This window comes from Flavobacterium buctense (assembly GCF_014486695.1).
In the GTDB taxonomy this organism is placed as follows: domain Bacteria; phylum Bacteroidota; class Bacteroidia; order Flavobacteriales; family Flavobacteriaceae; genus Flavobacterium; species Flavobacterium buctense.
In genome coordinates this window covers 1-17,826 of the sequence record NZ_JACTAB010000003.1, presented here as the reverse complement: position 1 = coordinate 17,826, position 17,826 = coordinate 1, and the positions used below count along the sequence as shown (strand labels likewise).

Annotated in this window: 16 protein-coding genes; 8 read left to right on the top strand and 8 right to left on the bottom strand. The window is 36.0% G+C overall.

What is annotated here, in order from left to right; genetic code table 11:
* Positions 1-6: 6 nt before the first annotated feature.
* Positions 7-627, top strand: coding sequence for an L-threonylcarbamoyladenylate synthase (locus tag ICG50_RS05935; RefSeq protein ID WP_187659994.1), 621 nt, complete (start codon positions 7-9; stop codon positions 625-627).
* A gap of 95 nt (positions 628-722) precedes the next feature.
* Here the strand turns inward: ICG50_RS05935 and ICG50_RS05930 are convergent, their stop codons facing one another.
* The 4 genes from ICG50_RS05930 to ICG50_RS05915 all read right to left on the bottom strand — a co-directional run bounded on the left by ICG50_RS05930 (position 723) and on the right by ICG50_RS05915 (position 4,063).
* Positions 723-1,559 (bottom strand): OmpA/MotB family protein, encoded by an 837-nt coding sequence (locus ICG50_RS05930; RefSeq protein WP_187659993.1) that lies wholly within the window; start codon positions 1,557-1,559, stop codon positions 723-725.
* Between the two features lie 81 nt (positions 1,560-1,640).
* A complete protein-coding gene (locus ICG50_RS05925; RefSeq protein ID WP_187659992.1) occupies positions 1,641-2,630 on the bottom strand; it encodes a glycosyltransferase in 990 nt (329 codons plus the stop codon).
* Between the two features lie 12 nt (positions 2,631-2,642).
* Entirely contained in the window at positions 2,643-3,512 is an 870-nt protein-coding gene (locus tag ICG50_RS05920; protein WP_187659991.1) for an iron-sulfur cluster assembly accessory protein, read from the bottom strand.
* Positions 3,513-3,619: 107 nt separating this feature from the next.
* On the bottom strand, positions 3,620-4,063 hold the full coding sequence (locus ICG50_RS05915) for a type I restriction enzyme HsdR N-terminal domain-containing protein (RefSeq protein ID WP_187659990.1): 444 nt from the start codon (positions 4,061-4,063) through the stop codon (positions 3,620-3,622).
* 51 nt (positions 4,064-4,114) lie between these two features.
* On the opposite strand from ICG50_RS05915, the gene holA reads away from it, so the two are divergent.
* The 5 genes from holA to ICG50_RS05890 all read left to right on the top strand — a co-directional run bounded on the left by holA (position 4,115) and on the right by ICG50_RS05890 (position 10,797).
* Entirely contained in the window at positions 4,115-5,119 is a 1,005-nt protein-coding gene (gene holA, locus ICG50_RS05910; RefSeq protein ID WP_187659989.1) for a DNA polymerase III subunit delta, read from the top strand.
* A gap of 46 nt (positions 5,120-5,165) precedes the next feature.
* Positions 5,166-6,446 carry a metal-dependent hydrolase family protein gene (locus ICG50_RS05905; RefSeq protein WP_187659988.1) on the top strand — a complete coding sequence of 427 codons (1,281 nt, stop codon included), beginning with the start codon at positions 5,166-5,168 and terminating at the stop codon, positions 6,444-6,446.
* 114 nt (positions 6,447-6,560) lie between these two features.
* The gene (locus ICG50_RS05900) at positions 6,561-6,743 is read left to right on the top strand and encodes a CAL67264 family membrane protein (protein ID WP_171222567.1); all 183 of its coding nucleotides are present in this window, start codon (positions 6,561-6,563) and stop codon (positions 6,741-6,743) included.
* Between the two features lie 75 nt (positions 6,744-6,818).
* Complete coding sequence (gene ettA, locus ICG50_RS05895) at positions 6,819-8,513, top strand: energy-dependent translational throttle protein EttA (protein WP_187659987.1); 1,695 nt, start codon at positions 6,819-6,821, stop codon at positions 8,511-8,513.
* A 79-nt stretch (positions 8,514-8,592) separates the two neighbouring features.
* Positions 8,593-10,797 (top strand): ATP-binding response regulator, encoded by a 2,205-nt coding sequence (locus ICG50_RS05890; protein WP_187659986.1) that lies wholly within the window; start codon positions 8,593-8,595, stop codon positions 10,795-10,797.
* Here ICG50_RS05890 and ICG50_RS05885 read toward each other — a convergent pair.
* On the bottom strand, positions 10,794-12,047 hold the full coding sequence (locus ICG50_RS05885) for a DEAD/DEAH box helicase (RefSeq protein WP_187659985.1): 1,254 nt from the start codon (positions 12,045-12,047) through the stop codon (positions 10,794-10,796). The two genes, ICG50_RS05890 and ICG50_RS05885, sit on opposite strands and share 4 nt — an antisense overlap.
* A 155-nt stretch (positions 12,048-12,202) precedes the next feature.
* On the bottom strand, positions 12,203-13,240 hold the full coding sequence (locus ICG50_RS05880) for a formimidoylglutamase (protein WP_187659984.1): 1,038 nt from the start codon (positions 13,238-13,240) through the stop codon (positions 12,203-12,205).
* 106 nt (positions 13,241-13,346) lie between these two features.
* Here ICG50_RS05880 and ICG50_RS05875 point away from each other — a divergent pair, with 106 nt between their 5' ends.
* A complete protein-coding gene (locus ICG50_RS05875) occupies positions 13,347-14,231 on the top strand; it encodes a GAS domain-containing protein (protein WP_187659983.1) in 885 nt (294 codons plus the stop codon).
* Between the two features lie 52 nt (positions 14,232-14,283).
* Here the strand turns inward: ICG50_RS05875 and hutI are convergent, their stop codons facing one another.
* The gene (gene hutI / locus ICG50_RS05870) at positions 14,284-15,522 is read right to left on the bottom strand and encodes an imidazolonepropionase (RefSeq protein WP_187659982.1); all 1,239 of its coding nucleotides are present in this window, start codon (positions 15,520-15,522) and stop codon (positions 14,284-14,286) included.
* A 68-nt stretch (positions 15,523-15,590) separates the two neighbouring features.
* Here hutI and corA point away from each other — a divergent pair, with 68 nt between their 5' ends.
* A complete protein-coding gene (gene corA, locus ICG50_RS05865) occupies positions 15,591-16,661 on the top strand; it encodes a magnesium/cobalt transporter CorA (protein WP_187659981.1) in 1,071 nt (356 codons plus the stop codon).
* A gap of 19 nt (positions 16,662-16,680) precedes the next feature.
* Here the strand turns inward: corA and nhaA are convergent, their stop codons facing one another.
* On the bottom strand, positions 16,681-17,817 hold the full coding sequence (nhaA, locus tag ICG50_RS05860; protein WP_187659980.1) for a Na+/H+ antiporter NhaA: 1,137 nt from the start codon (positions 17,815-17,817) through the stop codon (positions 16,681-16,683).
* Positions 17,818-17,826 lie beyond the last annotated feature (9 nt).

The following is a 17,826-nucleotide window of genomic DNA, read 5'->3' as shown; positions in this document are numbered from 1 at the left end:
AATTTTATGGCCGAATTCCTCAAAATATACGAAGACAAACCCAGCGAAGCTGCTATCAAAAAAGTGGTCGATGTGTTGCGCAATGGTGGTTTGGTGATTTATCCGACGGATACCGTTTATGGTTTGGGTTGTGATATTACTAATTCCAAGGCTTTGGAACGCATTGCCCGAATCAAAGACATCAAGTTAGAGAAAGCCAATTTTTCTTTCGTATGCAGCGATTTAAGCAATTTGTCTGATTATGTGAAACAGATTGACACTTCGACCTTTAAAATCCTTAAAAGAGCGCTTCCCGGACCGTATACGTTCATTCTTCCGGGGAATAATGATTTGCCAAAAGAATTTAGAAAAAAGAAAACCGTAGGTATTCGTGTGCCTGATAATAATATCGCTTTGGAAATTGTGCGAATGCTAGGCAATCCAATCGTTTCGACTTCCATCCATGATGATGACGAAGTATTGGAATATTCCACCGATCCGGAATTGATTTTCGAAAAATGGCAGAATAAAGTTGATATGGTAATAGATGGCGGTTACGGAGATAACGTTGGTTCTACCATAATTGATTTGTCAGGTCATGAACCGGTTGTTTTGAGAGAAGGAAAAGGCGATCCTGATATTTTTTAGTTTACAGTCGCAGTCGCAGTTTTCAGAAAATAGTACAAAAAAAACGTCTCGATTTCTCGGGACGTTTTTTTTGTGACTGTACACTGTGACTGCTACTATTTCTTCTGGTTTTTCATTTCTTTCTCAATCATATCGTAGAACTCATCAATCTTAGGAAGCACTACAATACGTGTTCTTCTGTTCTTAGAACGATTGTCAGCCGAAGTGTTTTCTACTAACGGAATATATTCTCCACGACCGGCAGCGATTAACTGTGATGGTTTTACGCCTAATTCTTTAGTCAATACTCTGATAATTGCGGTTGAACGTTTAACGCTCAAATCCCAGTTGTCAAGCAAAACCGCATTTCCGGTGAAAGGAACGTTATCGGTATGACCTTCGACCATACATTCAAAGGTTGGTTTGTCATTGACCACTTTGGCGACTTTAGCTAATACTTCTTTGGCTTTATCACTTACCACATAGCTTCCGCTTTTGAACAGTAATTTATCAGCAATAGAAATAAAAACAACGCCTTTTTCAACATTTACTTCAATATCAGGATCAGAAATGCCTACTGAGCTTTTTAAGCTGGTAACTAAGGCTAAAGTCACACTGTCTTTTCTGGTCAATGCGTCTTGTAAACGGGTGATTTTAAGGTCTTTTTCACGTAAACTTTCAAGTGATTTTTCTAGGTTTTGGGCACCTTTAGAAGTCAACATGGTCAACTCTTTTTGGTTATTAATTAAATCTGAATTGTTTTGTTTCAGATAATCATTTTGTTTTGAAAGTGCTTCTTTTTCTGTAAGACACATATTCAATTTAACGGTTGTTGAATTTAATAAGTCTTGACATTCCTTGTTTTGTGCTTCTAAGGCAGCAATTTTTTTCTTAGTTCCACACGATGTCAACGTTAGGGCAGCTAATGAAAGGGCAAAAATTACTTTTTTCATAGGTGTTTGATTAAAATTTTAACAAAAATACGATTATTTTAGATGTGACGAGTTTTGGCGAATGATAAACTCTTGTTAAAATCATTTCTCAAAAACGGTGCCGCTCTTGATAAAGTATTTGTAAACAATACTCTTTGTCTGATAGTAGTTTTCGGAGTTAGTCTGGTTGCGTTTTTTTAAGTTTCTGTTTATCAAATGATAAAATTCAAAATGGGCTTTGATGATGGCCCAACAATGACTAAACTTTCCTTTCAAAATAAATTGTATTCCGGCCAAACCATCTAAACAAAGGCGAGCGAAAATGATTAAGAATAGCTTGCCTTCGGGTAAGTTTTTGGTCAACATCAATAAGGAATTCCTGAAGTTCAGGAATGTTTTTCTCGGATTGCTTTCATTTAAAGTGGCACCGCCAACATGATACACTACAGATTTCGGAGTGAATTTGGCTTTATAGCCCAAATTAAATGCGCGCCAACACAAATCAATTTCTTCCTGATGCGCAAAGAAATCGCCGTCAAAACCGTTTAACGTTCGGTAAATGTCTTTGCGAATAAACAAACAAGCACCGCTGGCCCAAAAGATTTCTGTTTCATCGTCGTATTGACCGTTATCTTTTTCTATGGTTTCAAATATTCGGCCACGACAATAAGGATAACCAAATTGGTCTATAAAACCGCCGGCAGCACCGGCATATTCAAAACAGGCTTTATTTTTATAATCTAAAATTTTAGGCTGAATAATACCAATATTGGATTCCTTATCAAAGATAGAAAGGATAGGCGCAAGCCAGTTTTCGGTGACTTCAACATCTGAATTGACTAAAGCGTAATAGTCTTCTTCAACTTGTTGTAAAGCCACATTATACCCATTAGCAAAGCCAAAATTACCGTCGTTTTGTAGGATGGTTACTTGTGGGAATTTGGTTTTAATCACTTCAATAGAGTTGTCTGTCGAGGCATTGTCGGCGACATATATTTTGGCTTCCTCAGAATAAGCAACTACAGATGGCAAGAATTGCTCCAGTAACTTGGCTCCATTCCAATTGAGTATGACTACGGCTATTTTTTTCACTATGATTTGGTATTAGGGTTCATTCGGAATGATGACCGGTTTGATGTTTAGTTCTTTTTTTACCCATTTGTCGAGTTCTTCATAATCCGGATTGGCCTCTACTTGTGTTAAAAAAGCTTTGATGATTTTTGTAGTTCGTGAATTGGGATTTTTACTTATAAAGCGTTTGTATTCTTTTTTGTTTTCAGACTCTAAGCTTCCCTCGGAATAATCAACAGTTCTGGTATTTTCCATGCCCATCAAGTAATCATAACAATACTCCTGATACAATTTAGTAGCTTGGTCTAATAACGGACTTTTCGGATATTGAATAATAAATTTTTCCCAAGTCAGTACCCTTTCGCCAATATCTTTAGGACTGATTAATATTCCGGCATCTGCGCTGTAAAGAACGGTATTTTCTTTGGCTTCATTTTTTAAAAAGTACTCGTAGTCATCCGTCACTTTTCCTTTAAAAATATTGTAATAATGATAGGGTTTATATCGAATTTCAACAAAACCTTCTCCTATTTCCCAAAACTCCAGTTCTGTGTTTTTAAACAAATCCACATTTTGTTGTAAAGAATCGGGAAAAATATATTGGTCTTTTTCGTGTTCGTAGTAGTTGGTATAAATCGCTAAGAAGTCGGCTTCGAGTTCGTTAAAATTTTCAATGCGATTTCCCATATTTTCAAGGTATTCCTCGTAAATTTCGTTGCCTTGGGTTTTGCTGGTAGCTTTTGACAATTTGTTTAGAAAATATTCCTCAAGATTTCCCATAGACCAAATAGCGTAGTCTACTTTTTGTAACAGGGTTTCTTTGGTGCCTGATGTTGTTGTATCGACAGTGGCTTCAGAATAAATAGTATCTGATTTAGACGTTTCATTCGTTTTTTTATCCATAGATTTTAAATCTATTTCCTTTTTGCAAGAAACTGTTGATACTAGTATAAAAAGGGACAATATGATAAACGAGTTTTTTTTGAACATAGCTAATAATGCTAGAGATTTTAAATAAATGCGGGCAACTCCTTTAAGAAAATATATTGCTCCTTCTCAAAGTCCATTTGACAAAAATAGTGATTTAGTCCATTGGTTACCATCAAGTATTTTGCATTGAGTTTAAGGTTGTATCGAGCAATTTGGTCAAATGTATTTTGGGTGATACTTACTTCAGGTGCTTTGCATTCAATTAGTAAAAATATTTCTCCATTGGGTTGAAAAACAACTATATCGTAACGTTTACTTATATCGTTAATCTTAATTAATTTTTCAACGTTGAGGTATGATTTCGGATAATTTTTTTCTTGTAATAAAAACTGAACGGTATGTTGGCGTACCCATTCTTCAGGCGTGAGAATGATAAATTTTTTCCTGATTTCATCAAAAATTGACACTTTATTTTCACTATTTTTGAGGCGAAACGAATAGGAAGGAAAATTTAGTTTTTGCATAAAGCAAATGTAATTTAAAATTCAAAAATTAAAATTCAAAATGCCATAAAAATGGATGAGGTTGTAAAAATCATCAACGACATAAAAGCCGGAAAAGTTAAACCTATCTATTTTTTAATGGGTGAAGAACCCTATTATATTGATAGAATTACAGAATATTTGGAGCACAATCTTTTGACAGAAGAAGAAAAAGGCTTCAACCAAATGGTACTTTACGGACGTGATACTACCATTGAAGATATTGTCTCTAATGCTAAACGTTATCCCATGATGGCGGAGCGTCAAGTGGTAATTGTGAAAGAAGCCCAAGATCTATCAAGAACCATTGAAAATTTGGAATCGTATGCTTTAAATCCGCAGCCTACAACGGTTTTGGTAATGGCTTATAAATACAAAACGCTTGATAAACGTAAAAAATTAGTCAAAACTATTGATAAAATGGGTTTGGTTTACGAAAGTAAAAAGCTCTACGAAAACCAAGTCGGACAATGGATAACCCGTGTTTTGCAGGGCAGAGGTTATAGTATTGAACCTAAAGCGAATGCTATGTTGGTGGCGTTTTTAGGTAATGATTTGAGTCGGATTGCCAATGAATTAACCAAGCTTGAAATCATTTTGCCCAAAGGCAGCGCCATTACACCACATCATATTGAGGAAAATATTGGTTTTAGTAAAGATTTTAACGTGTTTGAATTCCGAAAAGCTATTGGTGAAGGCAATCAGTTTAAAGCTTATCAGATAGCCAATTATTTTTCCCAAAACCAAAAAGATAATCCAATGGTTGTAGTTAATGCCCAAGTGTTTTCTTTTTTCTCAGCATTATTGCTGTATCATGGTTTAAAAGATAAATCCCCAACTAATGTAGCTAGAGTTTTAAAGGTAAATCCCTATTTTGTTAATGATTATATCGGTGCCGCTAGAAACTATCCTATGAAAAAAATAAGCAGCATTGTAGCAACATTACGTAATGTTGATGTCAAAGGGAAAGGTGTTGGTGCGGCCAATCTTGAGGAAGCTGATTTATACAAAGAAATGCTGACAAGCATATTTAGATAGATTATACCTTTTAAATTATTATCTTTATCAGTCTAATATTATTCTGATGAAAAAACTATTTCTCTACGCTTCGCTATTAATTAGTTCAGTGCTATTTGCCCAAGAGACTTATATCCATTGCGGTAAACTTATCGACACCAAAAATGGCAAAGTACTATCTAATAAAACCATCATTGTTTCGGGTAAAACCATTTCAAGTGTTGAAGACGGATTTCTCAATCCAACTACGGTCAGCTCTAAAGTAATCGATTTAAAAACCAAAACTGTAATGCCGGGCTGGATTGACATGCACGTGCATTTGGAAGGGGAAACCAGTCCGACCGCTTATTTGGAAGAGTTCACGTTAAATGAAGCCGATGTGGCTTATAATGCGGAAGGTTTGGCCAAAACGACTTTAATGGCCGGATTTACGACCGTCAGAGATTTGGGTGGAAGCGGTGTTAATGTTTCCTTGCGAAATGCAATCAATAGAGGCAAAATTATTGGCCCAAGAATATTCACTGCCGAAAAAGCTTTGGCTTCAACAGGTGGTCATGCTGATCCAACCAGCGGTTACCGCAAAGATTTAATGGGTAATCCCGGTCCAAATGAAGGAGTCGTAAACGGTGTTGAGGATGCTAAGCAAGCTGTACGCCAACGCTATAAAAATGGAGCCGATTGGATTAAAATTACAGCGACTGGTGGTGTTTTAAGTATGGCTAAAAGTGGATCCAATCCACAATTTACAGAAGAAGAGATAGCTGCGATAGTAAGTACAGCGAAAGATTACGGAATGAAAGTTGCTGCTCATGCTCATGGCGATGAAGGTATGCAACGTGCCGTAAAATCGGGTGTAAAAACCATTGAACACGGAACTGAAATGAGCGAAGCTACTATGGATTTAATGATAAAAAACAATGCTTATTTGGTGCCAACCATAACTGCAGGAAAAGAAGTGGAAAACAATGCCAAAAAAGAAAACTACTATCCGGCTATTGTCGTTCCTAAAGCTTTGGCTATTGGACCAAGAATTCAAGCAACTTTTGGTAAAGCATACAAAAGAGGTGTTCCTATCGCTTTTGGCACCGATGCCGGAGTTTTTGAACACGGTCAAAATGCCAAAGAGTTTATCTATATGGTCGAAGCAGGAATGCCAATCATGAAAGCCATCCAATCAGCAACAGTAACCAATGCAATGCTATTAGATATGGAAAAACAAATCGGAGTTATTGAACCTGGATTTTTAGCGGATATTATTGCGACAGAACTTGACCCAACTCAAGATATTAATACAGTACTCAAAGTAGTTTTTGTAATGAAAGAAGGAGTAATCTATAAAAGTAATTAGAGAAAGGGATAAGTCCATTTTGTTCTTCTTAGGCCTTTTCTCTAATCTCGGATCTTTTTTTTAACTCACTTTTTTTACCTAAATTTGCTCTCCAAAAATTAAATACCACACTATATGGCAATGAATAAAAATACAGTCTTAGGCTGGGCTACTTTTATAATGATAATTATGGGATTGTTGTTAATAGCTTTAGGTGCTTTTCGTTATGATGAAACAGCCGGTTGGGGATTTGGCGCCGTAGGAGTTGGCTTCTTAGCCAATGCTTGGGTGTTCAGTTCACTCAAAGGAAGAGTGTAAAACAGTGTTCAGTCAGCAGTTAGCAGATTGAACTATAGAAATTTAAAATCTAATATTTAAAATCTAAAATAAATTATGTCAGAGGATAAGAAAGTGATTTTCTCCATGCAACGCCTGAGCAAATCATATCAAGGAAGTGATAAACAAGTATTGAAAAATATCTATTTGAGTTTCTTTTATGGAGCTAAAATTGGGATACTCGGTCTAAACGGTTCCGGGAAATCTTCGTTGTTAAAAATTATAGCCGGAGTAGATAAAAATTACCAAGGCGATGTGGTTTTTCAACCGGGTTATACCGTTGGTTATTTAGAGCAAGAACCAATTTTAGATGATTCCAAAACCGTTATTGAAGTGGTTCGCGAAGGCGTAGCCGAAACCATGGCAATTCTTGACGAGTTCAACAAAATCAACGATATGTTTGGTTTGCCAGAAGTATATGAAGATGCTGATAAGATGCAAAAATTAATGGACCGACAAGCGGATCTTCAAGACAAAATTGATGCAGCAGGTGCTTGGGAAATTGACAACAAACTAGAAGTAGCGATGGATGCTTTGCGCACTCCGGAATCTGATACGCCAATCAAGCATTTATCCGGTGGAGAAAAACGCCGTGTAGCTTTATGTCGTTTGTTATTGCAGCAACCGGACGTGTTATTATTGGATGAGCCAACCAACCACTTGGACGCAGAAAGTGTACTTTGGTTAGAGCAACATTTAGCACAATATGCCGGGACGGTAATCGCGGTAACGCACGATAGATACTTTTTGGATAATGTTGCCGGATGGATTTTGGAATTGGATAGAGGTGAAGGTATTCCGTGGAAAGGAAACTATTCTTCTTGGTTAGACCAAAAATCAAAACGTATGGAACAAGAGGAAAAAGTGGCTTCCAAACGTAGAAAAACATTAGAGCGTGAGTTGGATTGGGTTCGTCAAGGTGCTAAAGGCCGTCAGACCAAACAAAAAGCGCGTTTACAGAACTACGACAAATTGTTAAACGAAGACCAAAAAGAACTCGACGAAAAATTGGAAATCTACATTCCGAATGGTCCGAGGTTAGGAACCAATGTAATTGAAGCCAAAGGTGTTGCCAAAGCTTTTGGAGACAAATTATTATACGATAACTTAAACTTCACTTTACCACAAGCCGGAATCGTTGGAATTATTGGTCCAAATGGTGCCGGTAAATCGACCATTTTCAAAATGATTATGGGTGAAGAAAAACCGGATGCCGGTGAGTTTACTATTGGTGACACAGTAAAAATTGCTTATGTAGACCAAGCGCATTCAAATATTGATCCTAATAAATCCATATGGGAAAATTTCTGTGACGGACAAGAGTTAATTATGATGGGCGGAAGACAAGTGAATTCGAGAGCTTATTTGTCTCGTTTTAACTTTGGCGGAAGTGATCAAAATAAAAAAGTAGCTGCCTTATCCGGAGGAGAACGCAACCGTTTGCATTTAGCTATGACATTAAAAGAGGAAGGAAACGTATTGTTATTGGACGAGCCAACGAATGACTTGGACATCAACACGCTTCGTGCCTTGGAAGAAGGTTTGGAAAACTTTGCCGGTTGTGCCGTAGTCATCAGTCACGACAGATGGTTTTTAGACAGAATTTGTACCCATATTTTAGCTTTTGAAGGCAATTCTGAAGTTTATTATTTCGAAGGTGGTTTCTCTGAATACGAAGAAAATAAAAAGAAACGCTTGGGTATTGATGTCACTCCAAAACGAATCAAATATAGAAAGTTGATTAGAAATTAACGAATACCATTGAAAATCCTGAGCAATCAGGATTTTTTTTTGAATAAAAACTTTATATTTGAATTCTCTAACTAACCCAATGAATAAGATTAAACTCAATAGTTTACTTTTATTTTTACTGTTCTTTTGTTCCGCAGTTTATTCGCGAGAGAATAATGAGGAGAAAGAAGTAATAAAAAAACACCTCAATCAAGCGGTTGTTGATTTTAGTGATGCTAACTATGACAAAGCATTGGAATCTTCAAAACAGGCTCTGGTTAAGGCTTTTGCTATTAATGATGATTTGTTAATAGCACAATCTTACAATACCATCGGCGCTATTTTCAATGAATGTTCGGAAACGGCAAAAGCAATAGAATTCTACAATAAAGCACTAGTCTACGCTAAAAAACTGAATAATGATAAGCTGTACAATTGGATATACAGTAATTTAGGAAGTGTCTATTATTTCAATGATATTGATGTTCTGAAAGGGATTAATTACTACAAAAAAGCACTATTTTTTGCCGTTAAAATTAAAGATACAGCACAAATTGAATACACCAAATTGAATTTGGCCAGCGCGTATTTCGCTATCAAAAAATATGATTTAGGAAATGAACAAATCAATGGCATTAAAGCACAAATACTTAGCAAAGATAATGATGAAGCAAAGATGTCATTGCACTTGTTGTTAGGTATTTATGCCAGTAATAACAATAAAAAAGCTGAAGGAGAGAAACATTTTTTTACAGCCAAAAGTATTGCGGAAAAGAATGAATTTGACGCTTTTCTTATTAATATTTATGAGAATTTCGTCCGACATTATAAACTTTATAAAGACGATACCAATGCCCGGTTGTACCAAGCAAAATTAGATTCGCTCAATAAAATAGTCTATTCAGAGGACAAATTAGACAACCTCAAAAAAGCGGCTACTCAAATTGAATTACAAGAGTATAAAATTCAATTGGGTAAAATTGAAAAGGAAAATGAGCAACAACAAAAAACCTTAAAAGACTCTAAGCTCATTGTTATTTTGTTCATCGTTATCCTGATTATTTTATTGTTGCTATTATTGACTTTATACAAGAATATAAAGTTAAGAGAACAAGCCAATCTCGAATTGACACAGGCCAATGAAGCCCTTAAAGAAGCTAAAGAAAAAGCCGAAGAAGCTTCCCAACTCAAATCACAGTTTGTTTCCACTATCACACACGAACTGAGAACACCTTTATATGGTGTAATTGGGATTACTAATATTATTACCGACGAACATAAAGAATTGTCGAATAGTCCGCATCTTAAATCGCTGAAATTTTCAGCTAAATATTTATTGTCATTGGTAAACGACATTCTTCAAATCAATAAAATTGAAGAAAAAAGAGTCGTATTAGAAAGCCTAATATTTAATTTGGCAGATGAAATAACCACAATTCAAAATTCGGTAGAATACATAGCGGATAAGAATAACAATAAGCTGAGTATTGAAATCGACACTGCCATCCCGGAATTTTTAATTGGGGACAAACTTCGACTTTCTCAGATCATCATGAATTTGTTAAGCAATGCTCTTAAATTCACCAAAAATGGAGAAGTTACCCTTATGGCCGATTTGAAAAAAGTAGTGGATAAAAAGTTTTTTATCGAGTTCAAAGTTAAAGACACCGGAGTGGGTATTGCCAAAGAGCACCAAGACAAAATTTTTGAAAAGTTTGTTCAAATTGAACGCAAAGAAGAAGATTATCAAGGCACCGGATTAGGCTTGTCAATTGTTTCAAGATTAGTCAACCTATTTGAAAGCGAAATTCATTTGGAAAGTGAAGAAAATGTCGGGACCACTTTTTTCTTTACCATTGGTTTTGAATACGACGAAGACAAATCCAGGGAGATTATCAATAATATCGAAGTTGATTTATCAGATTCGCATTTGTATAATATTTTGGTGGTGGAAGACAATAAAATCAACCAAATGGTTACCAAAAAGATTATCCAAAACAGTAATATGAGTTGTACTATAGTGGATGATGGTTATGCGGCCATTGTGGCTTTGGAACGTGAAAGATTCGACTTAATTCTGATGGATATCAATATGCCGTTAATCAACGGCTTTGAAACTACCCGAAAAATCAGGGAAAAAGGCATTACAATTCCGGTAATTGCTTTGACAGCTTTTGACAAACAAGAAGTTACAGAAGAAGCCATTTCCGCTGGTATGAATGACATTATGGTCAAACCTTTTGAGCCTTCAAAATTATTCCAAGTAATTTCCAATAACATTAAAAACAAAGAAAGCGTTAGTTAATACCAACGCTTTTTATTTTTCTTAGAAGCTTCCGATTTTCTGGAATTAGGAGTTCCTTCGGGTTTCTTTTTATTTCTTAAATCAGGTTTGGCATCCGGATTAGGTATTTCGTCTTTCCAAGGAAATGGATGGTCTTTGATGGTTTTTACATTGACCTTGATTAGTTTCTGAATGTCTTTCCAATAAGGTTCTTCGTCTTTTCCGCAGAAAGAAATCGATATCCCACCATTTCCCGCACGACCGGTTCTACCGATACGGTGAACGTAAGTTTCAGGAATGTTTGGTAAATCAAAGTTGATTACATAAGGCAAACTTTCAATATCAATCCCACGAGCGGCAATATCTGTTGCTACTAATACCGTGATTTCTTTATTTTTAAAATTGTCTAAAACCCTTTGACGAGCGGTTTGCGATTTGTCTCCGTGTATGGCTTCTGCATTGACACCATGCTTTTTTAAGGCTTTAACGACATTATCGGCACCGTGTTTGGTACGAACAAAAACCAAAACATTACTCAAGTTCTCATTGCGTATTAAGTGGTATAACAAACCACGTTTGTCTGATTTGTCTACAAAATAAATTTGCTGCTCTATAATTTCTGCCGTAGAAGAAACCGGAGTCACTGAAACATATTCGGGTTGGTTTAAAAAAGTATCGGCTAGTTCTCGAATCGCCATTGGCATCGTTGCCGAAAATAATAACGTTTGTCTATTGGTTGGCACCAATTTCACAATCTTTCTAACATCATTGATAAAACCCATATCGAGCATCAAATCGGATTCGTCTAAAACCAAATAATGCAAATGGTCGAAATCGATAAAACCTTGTTTGTGTAAATCCAATAATCTTCCCGGAGTGGCAATTAAAATGTCAACGCCTTTCTTCAATTGGTCCACTTGCGGCACTTGTGAAACACCGCCAAAAATGGTTAATTGTCTCAAGTTGGTATACTTTCCGTAAGTGTCAAAACTTTCCCCGATTTGTACGGCTAACTCACGAGTTGGCGTAACGACAAGGCAACGAATTTGTTTCGTCTTTTTAGACGAACCTACCATTCTGTGTAGGTTGTGTATAATAGGTATGGCAAAAGCTGCTGTTTTCCCTGTGCCGGTTTGGGCACAACCTACCAAGTCTTTCCCGGCTAAAATAAAGGGAATCGCCTTTTCTTGAATAGGTGTAGGGCTGGTATATCCTTCTTCAAAGACGGCTCTTTGAATACTATTGGATAATGATAAATCTTCGAATAACATAAAATTTGCTTACGATTAAGTGTAAGCCGAAGCAAAGATAAGGTTAATTAATTACGAATTATGAATTATCAATTACGAATTGTAGGATTTCAGTGAAAGGCAAATGAGCTGCAGTTTCTGGATTAAATTCGTAATTCGTAATTTCAAATTCGTAATTATATCAATTCCTTTCTCGACTTGATAAAATCGGTCACCAAATAACCAATCAATTTACCGATAAGATGGTTGTTTTTTTCTTCGCCTAAATCGGGTGCGCCTTCGCAAATGTGGATATAAGAAGCATTTTTATTTTTGCCGAAGAACGATACAAACTGACGCAATTCTTCAATCGAAAAACCGCTCATGGTCATAGCGCTGCTGGCAATGTTGGGTAAAGCGTCTAAATCAATTTCAATACCGTAAGCATCGTTTTTGATGAAATCATAAGCGGTATTCAACTCTTGCTGGAAGTTTTTTTGTTGGCGTACCTTTATTTCATCATATGTATTGTAGTTGACGCGGTCTTCCATCTTTTTCAAAATATCAATCACATTTTTGGAAGTGTAGTTTTCGTGTAAACCAAAGATGAAATACTTCTTCAAGAAGCCTTCTTCATAAGCATAAGAAAAGCCATTACCACTGTGTCTTCCTTCAAGAATTCTGAAATCGGAGTGCGCATCAAAATTGACTGCATTGATGGGTTTGCCCAATCCTAAAGCCGTTCCTTTGATATTTCCGTAAGCATTGTTGTGGCCGCCACCAATGATGATAGGGGTTTTGCCGCATTTGATTATAGTGGTAACAATGTGAACCACTTCTTTGTCTATTTTTTCAACCAGTGTGCTTAATAGTTTTCGGTCGGCGGTTTTATGAAAGTCAAGGTCTTTGGCTTCTTCCATTTCTGCCGAAGCATCAAGTTTCCCCAATACTACAATTTGACTGCCTTTGCAAAAACGATTGTGCTGAATATTGGCAATACTACTGATAGCGCTTTGCCAAGCCGAAGCGGCTCCGGGACGACCAAAATTGGCACGAACACCTACGTCTTCGGGAATTCCGACTAGGACATATTTGGCCTCGCATCTTTTCAAAAAATCGACATAATTTTCACCTTTGGGAATGGTTAACATTTTTTCGCCAAATTTTATTTCGCCACTACGGTGGTTGGTAACCTTTGCCAAATCATTTACAGAGAAAGGAATTAGTCTTTCCATTAGAAGAATATTTGCTCAAAAATATAATTTAATTGTTTATTTAACGTTACTATAATAAATATTATTACTTATATTGTTACTTTTGTTAAAATAAAATTTATAATTTATGGAAAATCAAAATGGTAATTCGAAACTTAAGGCAATCATAGCAATCTTAGCTATTTTATTAGTAGGAAGTTTGGTTTATATTTTCAAATTAACTTCGGATGCGAAGGCTTTGGAAACTACAATCGTTGAAACAAAATCTGAGAAAGAAGATGTTTTAAAAGACTTGGCTGAACTAAAAGCTACATATGATGCGGCTATTGCTGAAAATACTTCAATGTCTGACGAGTTAATCGCTGAAAGAGACAAAGTGGTTAAGCTGATGACAGAATTGAAGTCGGCCAAAGGTGATAATGCTTCTTTGAGAAAGTATAGAGACCAATTCAAACAAATGGAGCAAAAAATGAAAAACCTTATGCAAGAAGTAGAGGTTTTGAAAGCCCAAAATCAAGAATTGACCACAGATTTAGACAGTACCAATGTGGTTTTAGAAGATTCTAAAAAATACAATCAAGTATTGGTAGGTCAAAATGAAGAGTTGGCTAAAACGGTTGAAAAAGGGCAAAAATTATCAGTAACCAATTTGAAAACTGCGGCTTACAAACTAAGAAGTTCAGGAAAACAAGTGGAAACAGACAAAGCCAGCAGAGCAGATGTATTGCAAATTGGGTTTACCATTGCAGAGAACAAAATTGCAAAATCAGGAGACAAAGTTTACTATGTTCAGGTGATTGATGCAAAGAATAACGTGTTGGGTGATAAAGCCACAATTTCTTTTGGCGATACTTCCTTAACTTACAGTTTCACCACTACAGTGAAATATGAAAACAAAACGGTAGATGTAAAAGAGCAATTACCTGGGAAAGATTTTGCTAAAGGAACTTACTTTGTGAATGTATTTGACAAAGGCGAATTGGTTTCTAAAAGTAGTTTCTCTTTAAGATAAACCATAATTAATTAATAGAAAAGAAAAAGTCCTGAGCAATCAGGACTTTTTTTTATGCAATCACTTTTCCGTTGAGCAGTACTTGTTCGATTAAATTACTACCAAAAGCATACGGCAATTCATAAAAAGAATTGAGTGGTTTAGTAATAATCAGATTGGCTTTTTTACCGATAGTGATACTTCCGTGTGTTTTTGACAATCCCATGGCGTAGGCACCATTGATAGTCGCCGCATTGATAGCTTCTTCAGGGGTCATTTTCATTTTGATACAAGCCGTCGCTACCACAAAATTCATATTGCCTGAAGGCGTCGTTCCCGGATTAAAATCGGAAGCTAAGGCCAATGGCAAACCTGCATTCAACATTTTTCTCGCCGGAGTATAAGGAATACTGATAAAATAAGAACAACTCGGCAAAGCAACGGCAATCGTTTCGCTGTCTTTTAAAGCCTCAATATCTTCGTCGGTTACAATTTCGAGATGGTCTACCGAAAGTGCGTTATGCTTTACGCAAGCCGCAATGCCGTTGATGGCTGTGAATTGGTTCACATGTATTTTAGAACGCAAACCGAATTGTTTTCCGGCTTCCATGATGCGTTCGGTTTCATCGACAGAGAAATAACCGGTTTCTAAAAAAGCATCTATATAATCGGCTAGTTTTTCTTCGGCAATTTTCGGCAACATTTCATTGATAATTAAATCGATATAAGCAGCATGGTTTTCTTTGAACTCTATAGGAAAAGCGTGCGCACCAAGGAAAGTTGATTTGATGGCAATCGGATAATTTTGTGCCAATTTTTTAATGACACGCAACATTTTCAATTCGCCTTCCACCGTCAAACCGTAACCCGATTTGATTTCGACTGCGCCGGTGCCTTGTTGAATAACTTCTTCTAAACGTTTTTTGGATTGGTTATAAATTTCTTCTTCGGAAGTTTCGTTGAGTTTTTTGGCCGAATTTAAAATACCGCCGCCGCGATTGGCAATTTCTTCATAAGTCAGGCCATTAATTCTATCGACAAATTCTTGTTCGCGATTACCGGCATAAACAATATGAGTATGACTGTCGCACCAACTTGGTAACACTATTTTTCCTATGGCATCAATCGTTTTTTCGGGATTGATTTTGGGACAATCAGTCATAGATCCAAAAGCTGCAATTGCATCATCTTCAATCAAAAGAAAGGCATTTTTTATCGAAGGCAATATCGCCATTTCGCTGCCTGAAACTTTGTCAACGTTAGTTTCTCTGACTTGTAATAATTCTTTTATGTTGATGATTAACGTTTGCATACAATGATTTTTGGTAAAAATAGTTTGAAAAAAATAAATATTCTTAATTTTAAACAAATTTAGAATTCGTGAGAAAAATAAAATATAAAAAAGGAAAAAAAGTTCAGCCTACTTTTTTGGATTATACCGGTGTTCATAAGCAAATTAAAACGGAGATGCAGTTGTTTGTTTATGACACGGATGACTTAACAGAGTATAAAGAATTTGATAAATCTCAATTAGACAAATGCTTTGAATCATCAAAAGTGAATTGGCTCAATATTCACGGATTGAATGATACTGAAGTGATTAAATCAGTTGGAGATTTTCTTAATGTAGACAATTTCATGTTAGGTGATATTTTAAATACTACCAAAAGAACCAAGTTGGATGAATATCACGATGTTTTATTTTTTAATATTAAGTCGTTATTGCCGGTAGAGAATAGCGATAATATCAATGTTGAGCAAGTCAGTTTCCTATTGAAGAACGGCATATTGGTTTCTTTTCAAGAAAAACGAAGTGATTATTTTACTCATATTCGCGAGCGAATCAGAACCCATTCGGGTATAATAAGAGATAAAAAAGCGGATTATCTGTTGTATTTGTTGTTGGATGCCATCATGGAGAATTTTTACATCACCATTGAAAACGAAGAAGACAGAGTTGAGAAGTTGATAGATATTTCAAAGACGAGTACCAATCCAGAAATTCTGGAGCAAATTGAAAAGCATCGCGATAATTTCAACTTTTTAAAACGATCGATCATTCCGTTACGAGATTCCTTATATTCCATTAAAAGCATGAAAGACGATAATGTTTTCAATGCTATTGAGTCTGATAATTACAGTTTCTTTTCGCGTTTGCATCAAAAGTGTTTGGAACTTTTGGAACAAATTGAATACGATTTAACTTCTTTAGACAGCGCTTCGAGTTTTTACTTTTCGACCCAAAATCAAAAGCTGAATCAAGTCATGAAAACTTTGACGGTAGTTTCGGTATTTTTTATGCCGCTTACATTCATTGTGGGCGTATACGGAATGAACTTTGACAACATGCCCGAACTGCATTGGAAATATGGCTATTTTATAATAATGGGATTCATGTTTCTTTTATTGCTCGGCATGATTTATTATTTCAAAAAGAAAAAGTGGTATTAATAGAATTGCGATTTACGATTTACGATTTTTTTAAACTAGCTTTCAGATAAAGTAGTCCAAAGATTGCGGCAATTGAGGACGAAATCAGAATCATGATTTTAGCATTGTTGATATGTTCAACATCGGAAAAGGCGAGGAGTGTGATAAAAATGGACATCGTAAATCCGATACCGCCTAAAAAACTTACGCCAAAAATAGATTGCCAATTTAAGTCATCCGGTAGTTGGCTTATTTTGAGTTTTACGGCTAAAAAGCTGAACAGCCAAATACCAATAGGTTTTCCAATAATTAATCCGGCTGCGATCCCCAAGGTATAGTTGTGGCTTAAAGCTTGATGCCAATCAGAATTTAAAATGATAGCGGTATTGGCCAAAGCAAAAAGTGGTAGGATTATGAAGGCGACGGGTTTGTGCAAAAAGTGTTGTAAGATATAAGAAGTTGATTTTTTGTTACCGTTTCCAAATGGTATAGCAAAGGCCAATAAAACTCCGGTAATAGTAGCATGAACACCCGAATTCAGCATGAAATACCACATGACAACACCCAAGAGCAAATAGGGAATAAGGTTGCGAACTTTGAGTCGGTTCAACACCAATAAGAACGCAAAAATTCCCAAAGCGATTAGTAGATTACTCCAGATTAAATTTTTAGTATAAAAAATAGCGATAATCAAAATGGCGCCTAAATCGTCGATTACAGCTAAAGCAGTTAGAAATATTTTAAGCGAAATAGGTACTCTGTTTCCCAATAATGACAAAATTCCCAATGCAAATGCAATATCTGTAGCCATTGGAATTCCTGCGCCCGATTGGGTTTCCGTTCCGTAATTTAAGAACATATATAATCCTGCAGGAACCAACATTCCGCCTACAGCGGCAAAGATAGGCAACAAAGCATTTTTAACATTGGACAATTCACCGGCATAGATTTCTCTTTCCAGTTCTAATCCAATCAGTAAAAAAAAGATAGTCATTAAACCGTCATTTATCCAATGCTCAAAGGAATGATGTCCGATTTGGAAATGCCAAAGGGCTAGATATTCTTCGCTCCAATAAGAGTTGGTTAATAAAAGTGAAAGTACAGTACACGCTATCAGCACAAATCCACCGGCTTTTTCACTGTCAAAAAAGTCATTGAATAATTTGGTAATTCTCATATTTCAAAG